Raw genomic sequence first — 18,614 nt, forward strand, 5'->3', positions numbered from 1 at the left:
GTCCAGTTTGAAACAAACACTAAAGGAAAAACTATCTCGTATACGGATAAAATGCGAGCCAAAATAGATAGCAGTCCAGGTCGAAGAGAATACAGTAAACGGCTAGGTGCCATTGAACCCGTATTTGGAAATATAACGGTAAATAAAGGCATGAATAAATTTACGCTGCGCGGCCAAGAGAAAGTGAATACGCAGTGGCAGATGTACTGCCTTGTTCATAATATAGAGAAGTTAAGGAATAGTTTACATTAAGCCAAGGGCAAAGCCCTTTAGCCTCAATAATACAGTCTAATTACCCTCATAAACGTCTTTACAACTCAATTTAATCAATCATTTATTGAAAATTCAATAATCTATTTGAATCTCAAGTAAATATAAAATACTGTGTTTTTATAATTAAAATTCAGGCTGAGAATGAGAAATTCTACAGCCTCGTTAAATTACTAGGAGAATATAGTGGCAGTCGTTCAGCCTACAACATCAAAAAAAGCAGTAATGAGAGCAGGTAAAACATTAGCTGAATGTTATGAAAACCAATGTGAATTAGAAGCTGAAGCTTTAGATATCTTAAATAATTGGAGGCTGTCCCATTCATACCCGCTTGAAAAAATACGCTTGCATTTAGAAAAAAATTCTAAATTAGTAGATTCTAAGGCATTGATTGGGCAAAGGATTAAACGAGTTCCTTCTATTGTCAGTAAATTGCAACGCTTCTCTTCAATGCGCCTAGATAGAATGCAAGATTTAGGTGGTTGCCGAGCTGTAGTTAGTAGTGTTAGTGATGTGTATGAAGTTGTCAAACGGGTCAAAGGTTCAAGAATATTATCAGAATTTAAAAATGAAAAAGATTATATTAAAGAACCTAAACTAGGTGGTTATCGTGGTTATCACTTAATTTATATATATAAAAATAAGAAGTATGAAAAGTTAAATGGTTTGCAAATTGAAATGCAGATTAGAACTGCAGTTCAACATAGTTGGGCTACAGCTGTAGAGGTTGTCGGGGCTTTTACTGCTCAATCGTTAAAATCTAGCCAAGGAAGTGTAGCGTGGCTAGATTTCTTTGATTTAGTTTCTAATTACTTTCAATATATTGAAGAGGGGATGAAATTCTCTAAGTCACCATCTGATTTAAAGCAGCTTGCAGATGCTGTTAATGCAATTCCTTTTATTCAAGCTTGTGTTGTAACAGCTAACCATATAGACAAAGAAAAACACGAATGGGCTTCATATTTTTTGATGGAATTCAATCCATCAGAAGGAAAAATTAATATTAGAAGTTATCCGACAAATTTACTTAAACAAGCTGGTGATGATTATCTTGCTGCAGAGAAAAGGTGTAAAGCCGTCATTGGTGCTGAAGCTGCACTTGTATCAACAAATGACTTAAAAAATCTTAGGATTGCATATCCAAATTATTTTGCTGACACGCGTACTTTTATGAATAATTTAGGTCGTGTCCTACGATAAAGTAATTTAACAAGGTATTTAAAACGTTACTAAAACAGTGGGTTAGGTTTCGTTCGCTATATATTATAACCTACTATTTTAGTCCGCTTAATGCTGCATTATGTCTTTAGGGAAGGTTTGCTATATGAATTATAGATTGGTTGCTATCGAGGTGGGGGATCTACTAAAGTATGAAACTTCGGTAAATCAAATTAACCGTATTGGCCAAGCGACTCTTGGGATTAGGCAAGAATCTTTTGCGAATGGCTCTATTACTTCTGTAAGAGCACAGGCAGTGCATGATTGGATCTTATCTTTAGCCAAAAATAGAATGGAATCAACGAAAAGAACTGAATTACTAATATCATTTTGTCGTAAAATTTGTCCTGATGAGCATATTGAGGCATTGGAAAAAATATTAGATAGTGCTGGCTTAAATTCATCAGCTGTTAATAAGGAGTTACTCTCGGAATTTATGTCTCGTTCATATCACCCAGAGATTATAAAACATGTAAAAAATTTATTTCTTCAAGGGCATTATTTTCATGCTATTTTTGAGGTTTGTAAGGTTTATAATAAATTGGTTCAAAGTAAGTCTATTTCTCCTAAAGATGGCCAAGCATTAATGCTTGATGTTTGGGGGGCTGATAATGGCGTACTTAAAGTAACACCATGTCAAACTGAAACAGACAAAAATACTCAGAATGGCATAAAATTTCTATCCGCAGGTTTAATGCAGGCAATACGTAATCCCATTGCTCATGAGCCTGCAATTGATTGGCCTATAAATAAACAGGACTGTCTCGATTTACTTGGGTTTGTGTCTTATTTATTTAGACAACTTGATAGTTCAGTGTACGTAAAGGTACAAAAAGGCGTTTAAACGTAATAAAAGCAGTTGGTTACGCTTAGCTACATATTATAACCCACAGTTTTATCCGTTTAACGCGGAGTTGAGACTGTAGAACTTACCTATAAAGGTTGTTAAAAGTTCAAGGCATCCATAAAATTTAATCAACGTTTATACTTTACTAATAACGACTTAAAATAACCTGAAGTTAAATTCTTAACCTTCTTAACCTTCTTAACCCTTCGTGTCTTCGTGGTTAATCCGCTTTTGACCTTAAAAATAAAGCAACCACGAAGCGCTTCGCTTCACGAAGAACACGAAGGAAACCAACAAAAAAAAGGAAAAGAACGAGGTTAAGACTTATCTTTTGTATTTTTCAACACAACAGTTATTAATGATTAGATAGCGTTTTTATTTCGCTAATAAAAAAGGCTTCAAGGTCGAATGTAAACGACAATGAAGCCAACAGAAAAAGGGCGTATAAATATTTATTTAACTAATTTTTTCATGCCTGTTAGCATTTTTCCTGCAGTGTCGTAATGGCCACCTTCCCACAGTTGATCATTTAAAAACTCACCAAAGTAGAAACCGTCATAACCTGTCGATTGAATAGCATCAATCCATTATTGTCGTAGGATTGTATTTATTAACTCACTTATTATTTGTGAATCTCAGGATTTTTCTATTAAACTTGCCATTATTATATCAACTGATATGATTAATTTATATCAATTGAGAGGTTTCTATGGAAATTACAATTAAAGGTAGAGAATTCAAACCGAGTAAACCTAATGGGTATTGGCGTAAAGTAGGTATTCCTTCGCGGGGTACTGGTTTATATGAAGCGCTTAATAAAGGATTGCCTTATGATGTCTATTCTAATTTAGTTAGCGTGACTGGTTTAGAGAGAAAGCAAGTATCAAGCGCTGCTCGTATCCCCAGTGCATCATTAGCTCGTAGAGCAATATCAGGTCGTTTTTCTAAAGATGAAAGTGACCGTTTATTTCGATTCGCTGAAGTGTTTAAGGCCGCTCTTGAGTTATTTGAGCAAGATGCTGGGGCTGCTAGAGAATGGTTAAATAGTCCAGTCAAAGGTTTGGGGAATAAAAAGCCGATTAATATGTTAAAAACAGGAGCAGAAACAGCTGCCGTTCTAACTCTTATTAACAGAGCTGAGCACGGCGTCTTTTCATGATTACTACCTATCGAATAGTTAAGAAAAAATGGTCTAGTACTGCCTTTGATGGAGAAGGCGCTCGATTAAATGGTGGTCGATGGAATAGTGTAGGTAAGTCCTGTTTGTATTTAGCAGGATCAGAGTCTCTGGCAATATTAGAGGTTTTGGTTCATTTGAATAATACGCAAATCATTAATGATTACGAATTGTATGTTGTTGAAATTCAAGATGAAGATATTATGTTTTTAAATGAACATAATTTGCCTGATAATTGGCGTGAAGATCCCGCTCCACAAGAAACCGCTGAAATTGGCGATGACTGGCTATCTAGTCATCGTAGTGTTGCGTTGTCTATCCCTTCTACGATTGCAATAAGAGAGATGAACTACATCATTAATATTAACCATCCAAAGTTTAAAGAAATATTGAAAACAGCCACTAAGTTGGAGTTTTCAATGGACTTAAGGTTAGTTAAATAAATAGACTTTTATTACTTGAATTCAGCCTATAAAAAAGGCTTCAAGGTCGAAGGTAAACGACAATGAAGCCAACAGGGAAAGGGTGTATAAATATTTATTTAACTAATTTTTTCATGCCTGCTAGCATTTTTTCTGCGGTGTCATAATGGTCGCCTTCCCACAGTTGATCATTTAAAAACTCACCAGAGTAGAAACCGTCATAACCTGTTGATTGAATAGCATCAATCCATTCTTGTAGTGGGATTTCGCCTTCGCCAATCAAATAACCGCGTAGCTCTTTTTCATCAACCCATGGTTGGTTTACACCCGGTCGCAGACCATCGGAAATATGTATGTTGTAAATAAGCTCTTTATCGACTTTGGCAACTTGATCTAAGGTCGCACCTCGGCAAGACCATAGGTGCCAGGTATCTAAAACAAATCCAAAGTTATCGCGACCGACGGCATCATGTAATCTGAAATAGTCATCTAATTTTGCAATAGGTGTCCATGCTGCGCCTTCGAATTGGAAACGAATATTATGCTCTTTACCTATGTCTGCTATGTGCGCAATATTTTGTGCGGTAATTTTGATGTTATCTTCAACTGACAGGCCATTCAGTGCTTCAAATGAGTTAACTTGAATCGTTGGCGCGCCAATGTCATGTGCAAATTGACATAAGGTTTCAACTTCCTTAAATACGGCTTGTTGAGTGGCTTTATCGGGTGCTTCAACGCGCCCAACGATATCAATGGCTGAAGGTTTAATACCGGCATTATCCAATCTTCTTTTTAAGTCCGTACTGGTAAAGCCTGCATTAATATATCGCCATAATTTTTCAGTGTGAATTTCTAGTCCTTGGTAGCCAGTTTCTTCTGCAAGGCGAATGTCACTGACCACGTTGTTATATAAAGAGCACATGCCGTGTAATGCAAATTTCATAAAATCACCAAAATTACTTAACTTGAATTCAAGTTGTCTTTTTAATTTATATAAGAAAATAAAGTATTAATGCTTATTTTCTTAAGGTTGAGTTGACTGACAGTATTGAATAACCTTGAGGTTATAATTTAACTGTTTTATTGGTTGTTAATGACATTAAAGCAGCATCGGCTAATGCTAATGCTCGTTCTCCATCAATACCGGGAGATAAAGATTTAGCACCGCCTAGTACTTCAACAAAGTGATTCCATTCATTTTTATAAGCGCCTGCGTAACGTTGTAAAAAGAAGTATTCAGGGTTGGCTTCTACCGCGCCTTGATCACCGAATTGTTTCACGGAGTTTTCAGTAATATTACCTGCGGTTAACATGCCGTTGCTACCATGTACTTCTATGCGTTGGTCGTAACCGTAGCCTGAACGTCGACTATTATTGATGGTGGCAATCGCGCCTGATTCAAAGGTTAAAACAATGACTGAAGTATCAATATCACCTGCCTTTCCTATTTCAGGATCGACCATGCAACTGCCATAGGCTTTGATACTTGTTGGCTCAGCATTCATTAAATAACGCACCATATCAAAGTCATGAATAGTCATATCTCTGTACATACCACCTGATGTTTTTGCGTATTCCGCTGGTGGCGCGGCAGGATCGCGTGACGTCACGATTAATGATTCAACTTGTCCGATAGCTTTATCATTTAAACGTGCTTTTAACTCATTAAAGTGCGCGTCATAGCGGCGGTTAAAACCAATAAATAGAATAGAGTTATTAGCGTCGACTATTTTTAAGCAGTCTCGAACTTTAGCTAAATCAAGGTCGATAGGCTTTTCACAGAAAATAGCTTTACCGTGTTGGGCTGCTAATTCAATTAGGTTAACGTGGGTATCTGTTGCTGAGCAGATGCAAACTGCATGTACATTTGGATCAGCCATTGCTTCTTCAGTGGTTTGAATTTTGGCATCATACTTTTCTGATAACTCTTCACGTCCCTCAACATAAGGGTCAATCACCGAATACACGTTTGTTTGTGCATGGTCATGGATATTTTGTCCATGAATACGGCCAATTCTTCCAACTCCAAATAGTGCAATATTAAACATACTGTTTTCCTTAAAGTGTCATGTTCTGTCAATTTTTTAGTCGTATTTTAAGTTAATGCACTTTTCAATACTCTCCTACACCGGGAGTTTTTATTGATAATGCAGGTACTTAGCTTTGCCCATTTTAACCCGCTCTACTGAGGTGAAGATTTATGGCATTTAAAAGATAAAAAATACCCTTTCTTTATACGTATTAAGTAAAATGAAAAATAGAAAAATATTTTTCATTTTTATGGTTTGTTTGATGATATTGTTTATTTTATGAAACCGCTATTGCTTTGTTATTTATTTTTATTGAAACGTTAACCATATCACGGAGGATGCGGTAAATTATTGGTTTTAACTTTAAGTTATTGTTTTTTATTGGTTTAGTTTTTGTCTTTATTTTGCGTAAGCTTTTTTATTTCATCTTAAAATGAGAGGTCAATAAAATTTTTTCAAAAAAAATTGATAAAGCGCCAATTATGAATGAAAAAATATTTTCATTCTGATTTGTTTGACGTATATTCGATTTGTCTGGCGGCAAGTCAATACTCATTAGGATTTAAAACTTGCACGTTAAATTAAACTTAGTAATCACAATTAATCCGGAGATAAGTATGAGTAAAGTGCAATATGGTATTAGCCCGTTAACTTGGACCAATGATGATATGCCAGAGCTAGGCGGGGATATCCCACTAGAAACGTGTTTAAGTGAAATGGCTGAAGCAGGTTTTACAGGTACAGAGCTAGGTACTAAATATCCAAGAGAGCCTGAAGTCTTAGTGCCTTTACTTAAACGTCACGGTTTAGTCTTAGCGTCAGGTTGGTTCAGCGGTAATTTAATGACCAATACGGCTGAGCAAGAAATTGAAGCAATGCAAACGCACATTAAATTACTAAAAGCTGCAGGTTGTAAAGCCATGGTATATGGCGAAGTAAGTAATTCAGTGCATGGTGATATTGCCATTCCAGTCTCTAAGCGTGTCATTTTAAATGCTGAGCAATGGGCTGAGTACGGTAGAAAAATCACTATTGTTGCAGACCACTTATTAAATGAACACGGCATTAAACTTTCATTTCATCACCACGTTGGAACGATTTGTGAAACAGAAGCAGACATCGATACATTAATGGAAGCCACTGGACCTTCGGTATTTTTAACGCTGGATACTGGCCACATTACATATGGTGGCGGTAACCCTGTCAACATTATCAATCGTTGGGGTGATCGTATCGGGCATATGCACTTTAAAGACCTTCGTCTAGAAGTTATGAAAGCCTCACGCGCAGCTGATAAATCGTTCTTAAATGCGGTATTAGATGGTGTATTCACTGTACCTGGTACAGGGGATGTTAATTATGATGATGTTTTCACTGCATTAAAAGCGCGTGATTATGAAGGTTGGTTGTTGGTGGAGGCTGAGCAAGATCCTGCAAAAGCTAATCCGTTAGAGTTCGCTAAAACGGCTTATAAAAATATCTCAGGTTATGCAGAGAAGTTTGGTTTGTAATGAGCTAAATGTGGTGTTTCTAGTAAGAAGTTAGCGCTGAACGGTTTAATTTTTAATATTTCATTGTTTCGCGCTTAATTTTTATCATTTAGTAGATGTGAGAGCAAAATGTTTAATGAAGAAAGTCATTTAAAACAGCCTATTCGTTGGGCAATGGTTGGCGGTGGTCGCGGTAGTCAAATTGGCTATTCTCATAGAAACGCTGCATTGCGTGATGGTTTATTTAAGTTAGTTGCGGGGGCATTTGATCTCGATGCTGAGCGTGGTCGAGATTTTGCGGTGAATTTAGGTATTGATAAAGACCGTTCTTATTCAACTTATAAAGAGATGTTTGCGCAAGAGAGTTGTCGTGAGGATGGTATTCAAGCGGTTTCAATTGCAACACCTAACAGCACTCATTTTGAAATTTGCAAAGCGGCATTAGAAGCTGGGTTACATGTAGTTTGTGAAAAACCATTAACCTTCACGACTGCTGAAGCTTATCAATTAAAAGCGCTCGCTAAAGAGAATAATTGTTTGATTGGCGTGATGTATGGTTATTCAGGGTTTCCTATGATTCATCAAGCCCGTGAGATGGTGCGTCGTGGTGATCTGGGTGATATCCGTATTGTAAATGCACAGTTTGCCCATGGTTTTCATAATGAAGAATATGAAAAAAATGATCCAAGTTTAAAGTGGCGTGTAACACCTGCAGCCTCTGGCCCAACTTACGTAATAGGCGACATCGGTACGCATGCTTTTTATCTTTGTGAAATGATCACTGAGATGGAAGTTGAAAGTTTATGCTGTATGCGTCAAAGCTTTATCGAGTCGCGTGCACCATTGGAAGATAACGCACATGTGATGCTGAAGTTTAAAGGTGGCGCTGTTGGTACTCTTTGGGCATCAGCCGTGAATTCAGGATCAATGCATCAACAAAAAATTCGAGTAGTAGGCTCTAAAGCATCCATAGAATGGTGGGATGAATTTCCAAATCAATTGCGTTATGAAGTACAAGGTGAAGCCCCACGAATTTTAGACCGTGGTATGGGGTATTTGTATCAAGATGATCCAGGTGTTTCTTGTAATCGTGTTGGTGGTGGTCATGCCGAAGGTTATTTTGAATCTTGGGCTAATTTATATGCTCGTTTTGCGCATGCTTTTGATGCAGCTGAACGTAACGATCAAGCTGCATTAGAAACTATGTGGTTCCCTGGAGTAGAGGCTGGTATTGAAGGTACTCGCTTATGTGAAAAGTGTGTTGAGTCTGCAGACAACGGATCGCAATGGGTTAATTATAAAGATTAAGGAGTAGTAAATGACTCAAATAAATTTTTTACAAGATAGAACGTTAGACGCGATTGTTTTAGGAAGAGCGGGTGTTGATTTGTATGCGCGTGAAGCGAACACTGATATTGCTGATATTACAGGTTTTGATAAATACGTAGGTGGTTCTGCTGCCAATATTGCTGTTGCAATTAACAAGTTGGGCGCAAACGTTGGCTTTATTAGTTGTGTTGCCGATGATTCCTTTGGCCGTTACGTACAAGGTTACTTAGAAAAGCAAGGGATTAACCTTGATGGCATGATGGTTGATAACAGTGGTTCTCGTACGTCAGTTGCTTTTACGGAAATGAAACCATCTGATTGTGATGTGTTGATCTACCGAAATAATGCGTCTGATTTAATGTTAAAAACAGAACAAATTGACCCTGACTATATTAAAAAAAGTAAAACGCTCATTGTTACAGGGACAGCGTTGTCAGCTAGTCCAAGTAGAGAAGCAACATTATTAGCGATGCAGTATGCACGTAGCGTCGGCACGATTGTAGTATTAGATGTGGATTACCGTCCAAAGACTTGGCGTACAGATGTTGATGCCTCTATTTATTACGGTATTGCTGCAAATTTATCAGACATCGTCATTGGTAACCGTGAAGAGTTCGACATGATGGAAACAGTGGTTGCGCCGGGCAATAGCGATGACGAACAAACTGCTCAACGCTTTTTAACTGGTAATTCCCAGATAGTGATTGTTAAAGCAGGGGAGTTAGGCTCACGTGTTTATTGCAAAGATGGGCATCAATTCGAACAAGGTATTTATAGAGTTGAAGCTAAAAAGCCGTTCGGTTCAGGTGATTCTTTTGCTGGCGCACTTATTTGGACATTAACGCACGGTGGCACATTGGAGCAAGGCGTTAGTAATGGTTCAGCAGCGGCTGCCATTAACGTTAGCGGTACCAGTTGTACTGAAGCTATGCCTACTAAACAAGAGCTTGAAAGCTTTATTGAAAAATTTGAACAAGCATCGCGTTAAGACGCGAATATCAATTAAATTTACTCACAATTTAAACTAATTAGGATATTACTATGGGAAAGCACATCGCACCTTTTGACAATAAGAATCAACCGATTATTGACGTAAATGATGATACGACGCCTTTATGTTTTTTTAATCCTGTGAAGTTAAAACAAGGCGAAAAATTTACACACCAAGTGGCTGGCTACGAAAGTGTTATCGTTTTAGGAGGAGGTACTTGCTCTATTGTTGTTGGCGACCAATCTTTCCCTAATATCGGCAAGCGTGCCTGTATTTGGGAGGGAGACCCTGAGTCTGTTTATGTTCCCGTTGGTATGACGGCAGAGATTACCTGTGATAGTGAAGAAGCGACAGTGATGATTGCTGGTGGCCTTTATGATGAAGTCTTAACACCTTTTGCCATTACTACCGTTGATAAACTGCAATACGGCTCAGACGATACGAAAACACATCGAAAAATAAAACATGTCCTTGGCCAAGCCAATGCGGATAAGCGTGGTCGTTTATTAGTGAGCGAATTATTTACAGTAGGTGCCGGTGGATGGTCTGGTTTCCCTGCGCATAAACATGACTGTGACCGTGGTCAATTAGAAACGAATTATCAAGAAGTTTATCAATTCCAATTCAATCCAGGGCAAGGCTTTGGCGCACAGTTTCTTTATGAACATGAAGACGATTGTGGTCCGGTGTATCACGTTAAATCTGGTAGCGTTATTTCTATCGATAAAGGTTACCACCCAAGTGTTGCTGCACCTGGATATGAAATGTATTACTTTACTATTATTGTTGGTAAAACATCTAAATCATTGGTTCAGCATTTTGACCCTCATCATGAATATCAAGTACACACGATCCCTGGTATCAAAGATATGGTAAATAAATTTAAATAAAAGGATTCTATTATGCTTGTTAATTTGAATGATGTGTTACCAGAGGCCGCCGATGGCGACTATGCAGTACCTTGTTTTAATGTGTTTGGTTATGAAGATGCAAGGGCTGTTGTTGATGCGGCGGAAGAAGTGAAAAAGCCTGTTATTTTGGCATGTAATAAAGATGTTATCGATTTCTATGGCCCGGTTGTTGCGGCAACTATGTTTAACGAAATTGCAAAAAATAGTTCTCAAAAAGTAGTGTTACATTTAGACCACACTTATGAAGAGTATATCGTTTATCAAGCAATTAAAGCAGGCTTTAGCTCAGTGATGTTTGATGGTTCTCAGTTATCACTTGCCGATAATATTGCACGTACAAAAAAGGTGGCTGAAGTAGCACATGCATGTGGTGTTAGTGTTGAAGGTGAGATTGGATCCGTTCCTTATCAAGAAGGTCGTGACCATATTAAAACAATTGATACTAGCCCTTCTGAGGCTCAGCAATATGCCGAAGAAAGTGATTTAGATTGTATTGCTCTGTCTATTGGTAATGTGCATCGTTTAACTGAACCAACGAGTGTTATTGATTTTGAATTATTAAAAAAAGTGGAAGCATTAGTCTCTAAACCTTTAGTTATTCATGGCACAAGTGGCATAAGAGATGAAGATATTTTGAAGTTGAAAAAAACCAGAGTCTCAAAATTTAATATTGGTACTTCTTTACGTCAAGCATTAGGTCATAATTTACGTGACTATATGAATGCTGAAAAGGATAAGTTCGATCGCCTTTATTTTATGAAGAAAGCGATGCCTCATGTTAGAGAAGAGGCTATTAGGTGCTTTAAATTATTGTCCTAGACTGCTTAATTAGATATTCTTCATACGATAACACCTAAGGATCCACTTAGGTGTTTTTTTGAGAGTAAAAAATGCCAAAGAAAATTGAAGTTGCCACCACATTAGACATATTTAAAGATATTCTCGCTGAACATTATGACAGTTTAAGTAATCGTCTTAAACAAGTTGCGGATTTTATTAGTGAAGAGCCGATGGTCGTGGCTTTTGAAACCATGTCTGTCATTTCAGTTAAAGCTGGTGTTCCAATCTCTACTCTAAGTCGTTTTGCAAATACGTTTGGTTTTGATGGCTTTAGTAAAATGCAATTATTGTTCAGTGACCAGTATTTTCATAAGCCGCGTGATTATAAAGAACGTATTAAAAGAGCCAAGCAAGAAGGCTCAATGCAAGTTGACTCTATTCAAGGCATATTTGAAAGTTTAGGGGATTCAAATATTAAAGCAATGGAAGATGTCTTGGTAGGGATCTCGCCTTCTAAGCTAGAAGATGCAATTAAGTTGCTTGCAAACGCCAGGACTATTTATGTGCAAGGTGTACGCCGAGCTTACCCTGTTGCTAGTTATCTTTCGTATATGTTGGTAAAAGAAGATTTAAATGTCGTGCTGTTAGATGGGGCGGGTGGCATGAGTTCACCGATGCTAAAACAGATGAAAGACAGTGATCTGCTATTGATAACGACTTTTAAACCGCATGCGCAGGAATCTATTTCTGCCATCGAACGAGCTGATAAAGTTGGCGCTAAGATTGTGGCTATTACTGACCACCAAATGAGTGAATATGGTCGAAAAGCAGATATCTGTTTTGAGATTGTTGAAAACGATGTATTAGGGTTTCGTTCTTTAACTAGTGCGATGTTTATTGCTCAGACTTTAGCTGTTGGTTTAATGTTATAACCACTTCACACGCTGTTTATTCATTTGTTAACTGACTTTCTGTGTTATCAGTTTGGATATTGTAGTCATTAACTTCCTTAAAAAAGGGGAGTTAATGAAAGTGGTGTTTAATCTATATTATTAATTAATACTCCTGCGATTATTTCTTTCTTATTTCCTTATTTTTATTTATTCACTTATTTTATCCCTCCTTTTTGTCAATATCTTATACCAAAGATAATGAATATTTTCTCTATTTTACTGACTAAAGTAATACATATCTTAGTGATAATTTTTGTCAATGGAATGGATACTTATTAATTGAAAAATATTTTCTATTTTAGTTGAATTTGAATTTTTTAATATTTTAACTTCTATTGCCTTGTGATTTTTATTGAACATGACTTTAAGTTTTCACTTTAAATAAGTAGTGCCGTCCCAGGTGTTCTTGCTTTTTTGAGTTGTTTTATTTTTGATTTAAAACAACATCTTATGTTGTTAATTTTTGTTGGTGAATAATATAATATGATGGGTTTAACATTTTTATACCAAATCTCTATTAATCATTCCATTTCATTAATATCATACATTACGTTTTGAAATTTATTTTCTATTTTATTTTGTTTTTTGCATTTTTTATTTTGAATAGTTTGTGAAAACTATTAATACACTGGAGCAAAGATATGAACACCTTTCGATTAACTACCGGACAAGCCTTAGTAAAGTTTTTAAACCAACAGTATGTTGAGGTTGATGGCCAACAAGAAAAATTTGTACATGGTGTGTTTACTATTTTTGGTCATGGGAATGTGCTCGGGTTAGGGCAAGCATTAGAACAAGATCCAGGTGACTTAATTGTACATCAAGGTTGTAATGAGCAAGGTATGGCACAAATTGCTGTAGGGTTCGCCAAACAACAGAAAAGAAAAAAAATATATGCGGTAAGTGCTTCAGTAGGCCCTGGCTGTGCGAATATGATCACGGCAGCAGCAACAGCAACTGCCAATCGTATTCCTGTTTTATTGTTGCCTAGTGATGTCTATGCCTCGCGACAACCTGATCCTGTTATTCAGCAAATAGAACAATTTCATGATTATTCTATTTCAACTAATGATGCATTTCGTCCTGTCTCTAAATATTTCGATCGAGTGATGCGCCCTGAGCAATTAATGACCGCAATGATTAATGCAATGCGAGTGTTAACTGACCCTGCCGATACAGGCGCTGTAACAATTTCACTCCCGCAAGATGTACAAGGTGAAGCGTATGATTTCCCTGAACACTTCTTTAAAAAACGTGTTCACCGTATTGAACGACGTCCTGCCTCTGAAGCGATGATCGCTGAAGCAGTTGAGGCAATTAAAGGTAAGAAAAAACCTTTGTTAATTTGTGGTGGTGGCGTGCGTTACTCTGAAGCTCACGATGCATTTAAAGCGTTTGCAGAAAAGTTTAATATTCCCTTTGGCGAAACCCAAGCAGGTAAAAGTGCAGTGCCTTTTGACCATGAATTAAACTGTGGTGGTATTGGTGCGACAGGGACTTATTCTGCTAATGTGTTAGCGAAAGATGCAGATATTATTATTGGCGTCGGTACGCGCATGACTGATTTTACAACCGCATCAAAATCCCAATATCAAAACCCTGATGTGACTTTTATTAATATTAATGTAGCGAGCTTTGATGCGTATAAATTAGATGGTATTCGTGTGATTGCTGATGCAAAAGCTGCATTAAGCGCATTGTCTGATGCACTAGTAAAAGAAAATTACCGTTCTGGTTATACAGATGAAATTAAAACGGCTCGTCAAGTATGGGCTACTGAGCTTAATCGCCTTGATAATGTTAATTATGATGATCAGAAGTTTTTGCCTGAAGTTGAAGGGCATTTAGATAATGCGATCCTTGATGAATACGCTGATGTTTTGCAATCTAAACTATTACAAACACGTGTGTTAGGTCTTTTAAATCAAACACTATCCGATGATGCGATTGTGGTGGGAGCTGCTGGTTCATTGCCTGCTGACTTACAGCGCGTATGGCGTCCGAAACAAAAAGATACTTATCATGTGGAGTTTGGTTACTCATGCATGGGGTATGAAGTAGCTGCTTCTATTGGCGCTAAAATCGCTTGTCCAGATCAGCCTGTCTATGCGTTATTAGGCGATGGTTCTTATATGATGTTGCATTCGGAGTTACAAACGGCCATTCAAGAAGGGATTAAAATCGATATTCTATTATTAGATAATATGAGTTTTGGTTGTATTAACAACCTGCAAATGGATAACGGAATGGGCAGTTTTGGAACAGAAAATCGTTTCAGAGACCCTAAAACAGGGAAGTTAACGGGTAAGTCAGTGCCGGTTGATTTCGCTAAAAACGCAGAAAGTTATGGTTGTGTCACTTATACCGTTCGCAATGAAGAAGAGTTAGTTGCTGCACTTGCAGATGCTAAAAAACAAACGGTTGCTACTTTGATTGATATTAAAGTCTTACCTAAAACGATGACCCATGGTTATGAGTCTTGGTGGCGTTGCGGTATTGCTGAAGTCGCAGATAAACCGGCTATTGAAGAGGCTGCTGTGCGTATGACTAAAATGGCTAAGAGTGTTCGCCAATATTAAGATAACTAATTACTCAGCCTTTATTAATAGCTTACTTGCATGGTAGTTATTCAAAAAAGGAGAGACAATTCAATCTCACATCCCCAATATGGCTAATATTGGGGATTTTTTTAATGTTTTTTAAAACTTTGCTGAAAAAGCTTTGTGTATAATACCGGTTACATTAAATAAATGATCTAAATGGAAATAGATAAGTCTCTATTTCACCATCTTTTTTTTGCATTCTTTTATGCTAAAACACTTTCAATCATCCATTATTTTCTACTCTATATTTACTCCTCTAAATAAAAAAACACATAATACCGAACCATAAAGTTTCTTTTTAATGATTATATCTCAAGTTATACCCGTTACATCCATAAAGCGGTGAAACGAACATGCTCTAGGTAGAAAGAGGAAGTGAGCTAACGGGTGAAATAAGTACGTTCTAACAACAAGATGCTTACGTTACTTTTTGCACGTTGGATTGTTATCTTGAAAGCAACTCTACGCTGCTACCTTCAATAAAGACTCTCCATTATCATCATGTTATGTCTTGATTAGTCGTCTAAGCTAACGACTGAATAAAGCATCTTGAAAGTAATTTAGATGAGTTGAGTTAATGCCCTAAATGAGTTTTTATACTCGATATTTAAGGGAGAGACATTAAAAAGGATTCATGCTTGATGAAGTAAGAAGGGAGGAATTAATTTCATTACTGTCTAGTTGTAATAACTATTTGAATTAATACCTTTAAATAAGCGACCTTGAATAAATTGTCGTAAATGTATTTGTAGGATTTGAGTTATCAAAAGGTTGATTAAGAATAAATTGACGTTTAGGTCGCTCTAAGCTTTTTGTATAAGACCAGAGCGACCTAATGTTTATGCCGTTTGAATGTTATGTTTTAATTTCTTTTCCACCTTTTGACCAAATTTTGCAGCCATTACCTCTTCCATTTCTTCTAATGGAACACCTTTTGTTTCCGGTACGAAACGAATAACGATGCTCATTGAAATAATAGAAAGGATTGCAAATAACCAGAAACTAAATGCGCCGTTCATATGTTCGAGTAAAAAAGCGTTATCATTTAACATTGGGAATGTCTGAGTGACCACAAAACCTGCGAACCATTGTGCACCAACGGCAATTGCCATTGCTCGACTACGAATAGTATTAGGGAATATTTCAGAAATCATGGTCCAACATGCACAACCCCAAGATACCGCGTAAGAGATAACGTAAAGAAACAGTGCAAATAATGCTGCATAACCCGTTGTTTCTTTATAGAGCACATAACCTACAATGGTCATGCTGACAGCACAGCCCATTGTGCCCCATTTCATCAGTGGCAATCGCCCAACTTTATCGATTAAGTACATGCCTAACCCGTTACCTATTATAAATACCACTCCAATGAACGTTGTTTGGAATAGCGCATCTTCAGTACTGCCCACTAGTGGTTTCAATATTTCTGGCGCGTAATAAAGAATAACGTTAATGCCCGTTAATTGTTGTGCGGCAGCAATGAATATACCGATGCATAAAATACCAAAAAGGACGGGGGATTTTTTAATTGAAACATTTTTGCCCGTTTTCTCAACCTTCCTTGTTTCTTGCAGTGACTCTTGTATTTCAGCTATCAATGTATCAGCTTGTTCTTCTCCTGAAATCTCAACTAAACCTTTACGTGCTTCTGCAATGCGGCCTTTTAATATTAACCAACGCGGAGACTCTGGAATTTTGCATATTAATAAACCAAATAAAAGTGCTGGAATGATCTCTGAGCCAAGCATCCAACGCCAACCTACATCTACAAGCCAAGCTTCTGACATTCCTTTAGCAATAAGGTAATTCATATAAAACACTGTGGTTTGGCCAATCACTGCGGATTGTTGAAACATACTAACTGCCCGGCCTCTGAAGTCACTAGGAGCAACCTCTGACATATACATTGGCGAGGTCACACAAGCCAATCCGACTGCAATTCCTCCTACGATGCGTAATAATATATAAAGAGTAAAGGTGGGGGCTAATGCGGAGCCAACTGCTGAAATAGAAAAAAGAATAGCGGCTAGAAAGAAAGTTTTTTTGCGTCCATATTTTAATGATATCCAGCCAGAAGAAACGGCCCCAACGATACAACCTAGTACAACACTGGAGACGGCCCACCCAGTTTCAGCAGGACTTAACTGAAAGTACTCTCGGATTGAGCCAATTGCACCGGATATCACTCCTGTATCGTAGCCCATTAATATACCGCCTAAGGCTGCAATAGAGCAGATTTTGAAAATATACCCAATATTGTTTTTCTGTTTCACGTTAGTAGACATGCTTTTCTCCTGAAGATCTTTATTAATAATTATAAAAGGGGAAAGACCTATAAATTTCTAAAAAAACAAAGTGAAAATTGTTTTTCATTTTTTAATGTGGGGGTATAGTATTGCCTGTTAAAGAAGAGTTCTATACTTGCTTTTTATTTTCTTTTTATTATGAAGAGCTGATCACGAATAGTTGATTTAGTAACTTAAATTTCATAATTGACTGATTTATTGTGATTAATGTTAAGTATTTTTTATAGCTCTTGTTATAGGCCTATTTTAATGTGAGCTTTCTTATTTTGAAAAATATTTATTGCTTTTGTTTTGTTAGATGGGAGGTAGTATTAACTTTAGTGTTTTGTACTACTTTTAAAGTAATAGGAAGGTTCAGCATTAGTTGCATAGATATTAGTTAATACTTCTTGAGCATCTCGATGCTTTAGACTTTGGTATACCTGCAGGTTAGGAGATGGTATTTCTCATAAAACATATTATGAGGAAGCCTTTAAAGTCTCTATAAAGCAGTCAATTCAGGTGTTTATTATGCTGTTGCTTTTGACCAAAAAAGTAAAATAATAACCTTAAATATTTTAAGTTTGCTCATCAATAAGCTACGATTTTAGTCGCTTATAGTAAATAATTTTAGTTCTGGATAAGTAAAGCGATACAACACCGCTTTTTTCGCGAATTTCTGAGTTAAATTATCTTTTACTAACCCGTTATTGCTTCAATAATTCGCCTTGAACTACGCAAAACTAACTTTCTAGCTATGTTTTATTACTATTGAATTAAAATAGTTGTATTACATTGTTAGGAATATCATCAGAAGAAAGTGTTAGGGGGTTCTTAGAATATATTGAAAGGTAGGATTTATGAATGGTTTAAAATTTCTTTTATTTAAATAGCTTTTCGCTAGTCTTATAGACTAGCGATGTACTATTCAACGAAATTTATTGATTAGTTGTCAGATCTAAGTGTTGTAAACTGGTAATCAACATTAACTACTGCACGGTAAGCAATTTGGCCACGTGTTTGTGCGAATTCTTGAATAGACACTTTTGAGTCATCAATTTTAATGTTGTGTGCAGGTGTTTGAGAAATTACAACTAATTTTTGACGTAACTCAGCATCGCTTAATGTTTTTAAGCTGTCCAAGTAATTAAAGCCTGCTTCATATGCTTGTGTTTTATCAGTGAATGCTTCAGTGCTGAAGTTTTTGTCCGAGTGAATCACTTGTGAACTTGCAAAAACGCTTGAGCTAATAAGTAATGTTGCTAGTAATGTTGTTAATTTTTTCATTTTTATACCTTTAAATTT

At 36.8% G+C, this 18,614-nt stretch carries 16 protein-coding genes; 12 read left to right on the forward strand and 4 right to left on the reverse strand.

Annotated elements, in window-relative coordinates:
* The 5 genes from Q0794_RS13260 to Q0794_RS13280 all read left to right on the forward strand — a co-directional run.
* Positions 1 to 252: transposase (locus Q0794_RS13260; RefSeq protein WP_298942671.1), on the forward strand; the 252-nt coding region annotated here is incomplete at its 5' end.
* 204 nt (positions 253 to 456) lie between these two features.
* The gene (locus Q0794_RS13265; protein WP_298942673.1) at positions 457 to 1,470 is read left to right on the forward strand and encodes a RelA/SpoT domain-containing protein; all 1,014 of its coding nucleotides are present in this window, start codon (positions 457 to 459) and stop codon (positions 1,468 to 1,470) included.
* Positions 1,471 to 1,594: 124 nt separating this feature from the next.
* Complete coding sequence (locus tag Q0794_RS13270; RefSeq protein WP_298942674.1) at positions 1,595 to 2,332, forward strand: TIGR02391 family protein; 738 nt, start codon at positions 1,595 to 1,597, stop codon at positions 2,330 to 2,332.
* Between the two features lie 712 nt (positions 2,333 to 3,044).
* Positions 3,045 to 3,494, forward strand: coding sequence for an antitoxin Xre/MbcA/ParS toxin-binding domain-containing protein (locus Q0794_RS13275; protein WP_298942676.1), 450 nt, complete (start codon positions 3,045 to 3,047; stop codon positions 3,492 to 3,494).
* A complete protein-coding gene (locus Q0794_RS13280) occupies positions 3,491 to 3,955 on the forward strand; it encodes an RES family NAD+ phosphorylase (RefSeq protein WP_298942677.1) in 465 nt (154 codons plus the stop codon). Before Q0794_RS13275 ends, Q0794_RS13280 begins: the two co-directional genes overlap by 4 nt.
* A 94-nt stretch (positions 3,956 to 4,049) precedes the next feature.
* Here the strand turns inward: Q0794_RS13280 and Q0794_RS13285 are convergent, their stop codons facing one another.
* Together Q0794_RS13285 and iolG are read right to left on the reverse strand one after the other, a co-directional pair.
* A complete protein-coding gene (locus Q0794_RS13285; RefSeq protein ID WP_298942679.1) occupies positions 4,050 to 4,877 on the reverse strand; it encodes a sugar phosphate isomerase/epimerase family protein in 828 nt (275 codons plus the stop codon).
* 121 nt (positions 4,878 to 4,998) lie between these two features.
* Positions 4,999 to 5,982: an inositol 2-dehydrogenase gene (iolG, locus tag Q0794_RS13290; RefSeq protein ID WP_298942681.1), complete on the reverse strand. Its 984-nt coding sequence runs from the start codon at positions 5,980 to 5,982 to the stop codon at positions 4,999 to 5,001.
* 599 nt (positions 5,983 to 6,581) lie between these two features.
* On the opposite strand from iolG, the gene iolE reads away from it, so the two are divergent.
* The 7 genes from iolE (at position 6,582) to iolD (ending at position 14,997) form a co-directional block, all read left to right on the forward strand.
* Positions 6,582 to 7,475, forward strand: coding sequence for a myo-inosose-2 dehydratase (gene iolE / locus Q0794_RS13295; protein ID WP_298942682.1), 894 nt, complete (start codon positions 6,582 to 6,584; stop codon positions 7,473 to 7,475).
* Positions 7,476 to 7,583: 108 nt separating this feature from the next.
* Positions 7,584 to 8,762: a Gfo/Idh/MocA family oxidoreductase gene (locus Q0794_RS13300; RefSeq protein WP_298942684.1), complete on the forward strand. Its 1,179-nt coding sequence runs from the start codon at positions 7,584 to 7,586 to the stop codon at positions 8,760 to 8,762.
* A gap of 10 nt (positions 8,763 to 8,772) precedes the next feature.
* Positions 8,773 to 9,771, forward strand: a complete 999-nt coding sequence (iolC, locus tag Q0794_RS13305; protein WP_298942686.1) for a 5-dehydro-2-deoxygluconokinase — start codon at positions 8,773 to 8,775, stop codon at positions 9,769 to 9,771.
* Between the two features lie 53 nt (positions 9,772 to 9,824).
* Positions 9,825 to 10,664, forward strand: coding sequence for a 5-deoxy-glucuronate isomerase (locus Q0794_RS13310; protein ID WP_298942688.1), 840 nt, complete (start codon positions 9,825 to 9,827; stop codon positions 10,662 to 10,664).
* Positions 10,665 to 10,676: 12 nt separating this feature from the next.
* On the forward strand, positions 10,677 to 11,504 hold the full coding sequence (locus Q0794_RS13315; protein ID WP_298942690.1) for a class II fructose-bisphosphate aldolase: 828 nt from the start codon (positions 10,677 to 10,679) through the stop codon (positions 11,502 to 11,504).
* Positions 11,505 to 11,575: 71 nt separating this feature from the next.
* Entirely contained in the window at positions 11,576 to 12,397 is an 822-nt protein-coding gene (locus Q0794_RS13320) for a MurR/RpiR family transcriptional regulator (RefSeq protein ID WP_298942692.1), read from the forward strand.
* A 662-nt stretch (positions 12,398 to 13,059) separates the two neighbouring features.
* The gene (gene iolD / locus Q0794_RS13325; RefSeq protein ID WP_298942694.1) at positions 13,060 to 14,997 is read left to right on the forward strand and encodes a 3D-(3,5/4)-trihydroxycyclohexane-1,2-dione acylhydrolase (decyclizing); all 1,938 of its coding nucleotides are present in this window, start codon (positions 13,060 to 13,062) and stop codon (positions 14,995 to 14,997) included.
* An 863-nt stretch (positions 14,998 to 15,860) separates the two neighbouring features.
* Here the strand turns inward: iolD and Q0794_RS13330 are convergent.
* Both Q0794_RS13330 and Q0794_RS13335 read right to left on the reverse strand, forming a co-directional pair.
* Positions 15,861 to 17,309 carry a sugar porter family MFS transporter gene (locus tag Q0794_RS13330; protein ID WP_298942696.1) on the reverse strand — a complete coding sequence of 483 codons (1,449 nt, stop codon included), beginning with the start codon at positions 17,307 to 17,309 and terminating at the stop codon, positions 15,861 to 15,863.
* Positions 17,310 to 18,254: 945 nt separating this feature from the next.
* Positions 18,255 to 18,596: a DUF3316 domain-containing protein gene (locus tag Q0794_RS13335; protein WP_298942698.1), complete on the reverse strand. Its 342-nt coding sequence runs from the start codon at positions 18,594 to 18,596 to the stop codon at positions 18,255 to 18,257.
* Positions 18,597 to 18,614 lie beyond the last annotated feature (18 nt).

It is taken from the genome of uncultured Psychromonas sp., assembly GCF_947489755.1.
Taxonomy (GTDB): domain Bacteria; phylum Pseudomonadota; class Gammaproteobacteria; order Enterobacterales; family Psychromonadaceae; genus Psychromonas.

Coding starts and splice junctions, on each gene's coding strand:
- iolE (WP_298942682.1), top strand. CDS start 6,582: ATGAGTAAAGTGCAATATGGTATTAGCCCGTTAACTTGGACCAATGAT.
- Q0794_RS13335 (WP_298942698.1), bottom strand. CDS start 18,596: ATGAAAAAATTAACAACATTACTAGCAACATTACTTATTAGCTCAAGC.
- Q0794_RS13300 (WP_298942684.1), top strand. CDS start 7,584: ATGTTTAATGAAGAAAGTCATTTAAAACAGCCTATTCGTTGGGCAATG.
- Q0794_RS13330 (WP_298942696.1), bottom strand. CDS start 17,309: ATGTCTACTAACGTGAAACAGAAAAACAATATTGGGTATATTTTCAAA.
- iolG (WP_298942681.1), bottom strand. CDS start 5,982: ATGTTTAATATTGCACTATTTGGAGTTGGAAGAATTGGCCGTATTCAT.
- iolD (WP_298942694.1), top strand. CDS start 13,060: ATGAACACCTTTCGATTAACTACCGGACAAGCCTTAGTAAAGTTTTTA.
- Q0794_RS13270 (WP_298942674.1), top strand. CDS start 1,595: ATGAATTATAGATTGGTTGCTATCGAGGTGGGGGATCTACTAAAGTAT.
- Q0794_RS13280 (WP_298942677.1), top strand. CDS start 3,491: ATGATTACTACCTATCGAATAGTTAAGAAAAAATGGTCTAGTACTGCC.
- iolC (WP_298942686.1), top strand. CDS start 8,773: ATGACTCAAATAAATTTTTTACAAGATAGAACGTTAGACGCGATTGTT.
- Q0794_RS13315 (WP_298942690.1), top strand. CDS start 10,677: ATGCTTGTTAATTTGAATGATGTGTTACCAGAGGCCGCCGATGGCGAC.
- Q0794_RS13310 (WP_298942688.1), top strand. CDS start 9,825: ATGGGAAAGCACATCGCACCTTTTGACAATAAGAATCAACCGATTATT.
- Q0794_RS13320 (WP_298942692.1), top strand. CDS start 11,576: ATGCCAAAGAAAATTGAAGTTGCCACCACATTAGACATATTTAAAGAT.
- Q0794_RS13285 (WP_298942679.1), bottom strand. CDS start 4,877: ATGAAATTTGCATTACACGGCATGTGCTCTTTATATAACAACGTGGTC.
- Q0794_RS13275 (WP_298942676.1), top strand. CDS start 3,045: ATGGAAATTACAATTAAAGGTAGAGAATTCAAACCGAGTAAACCTAAT.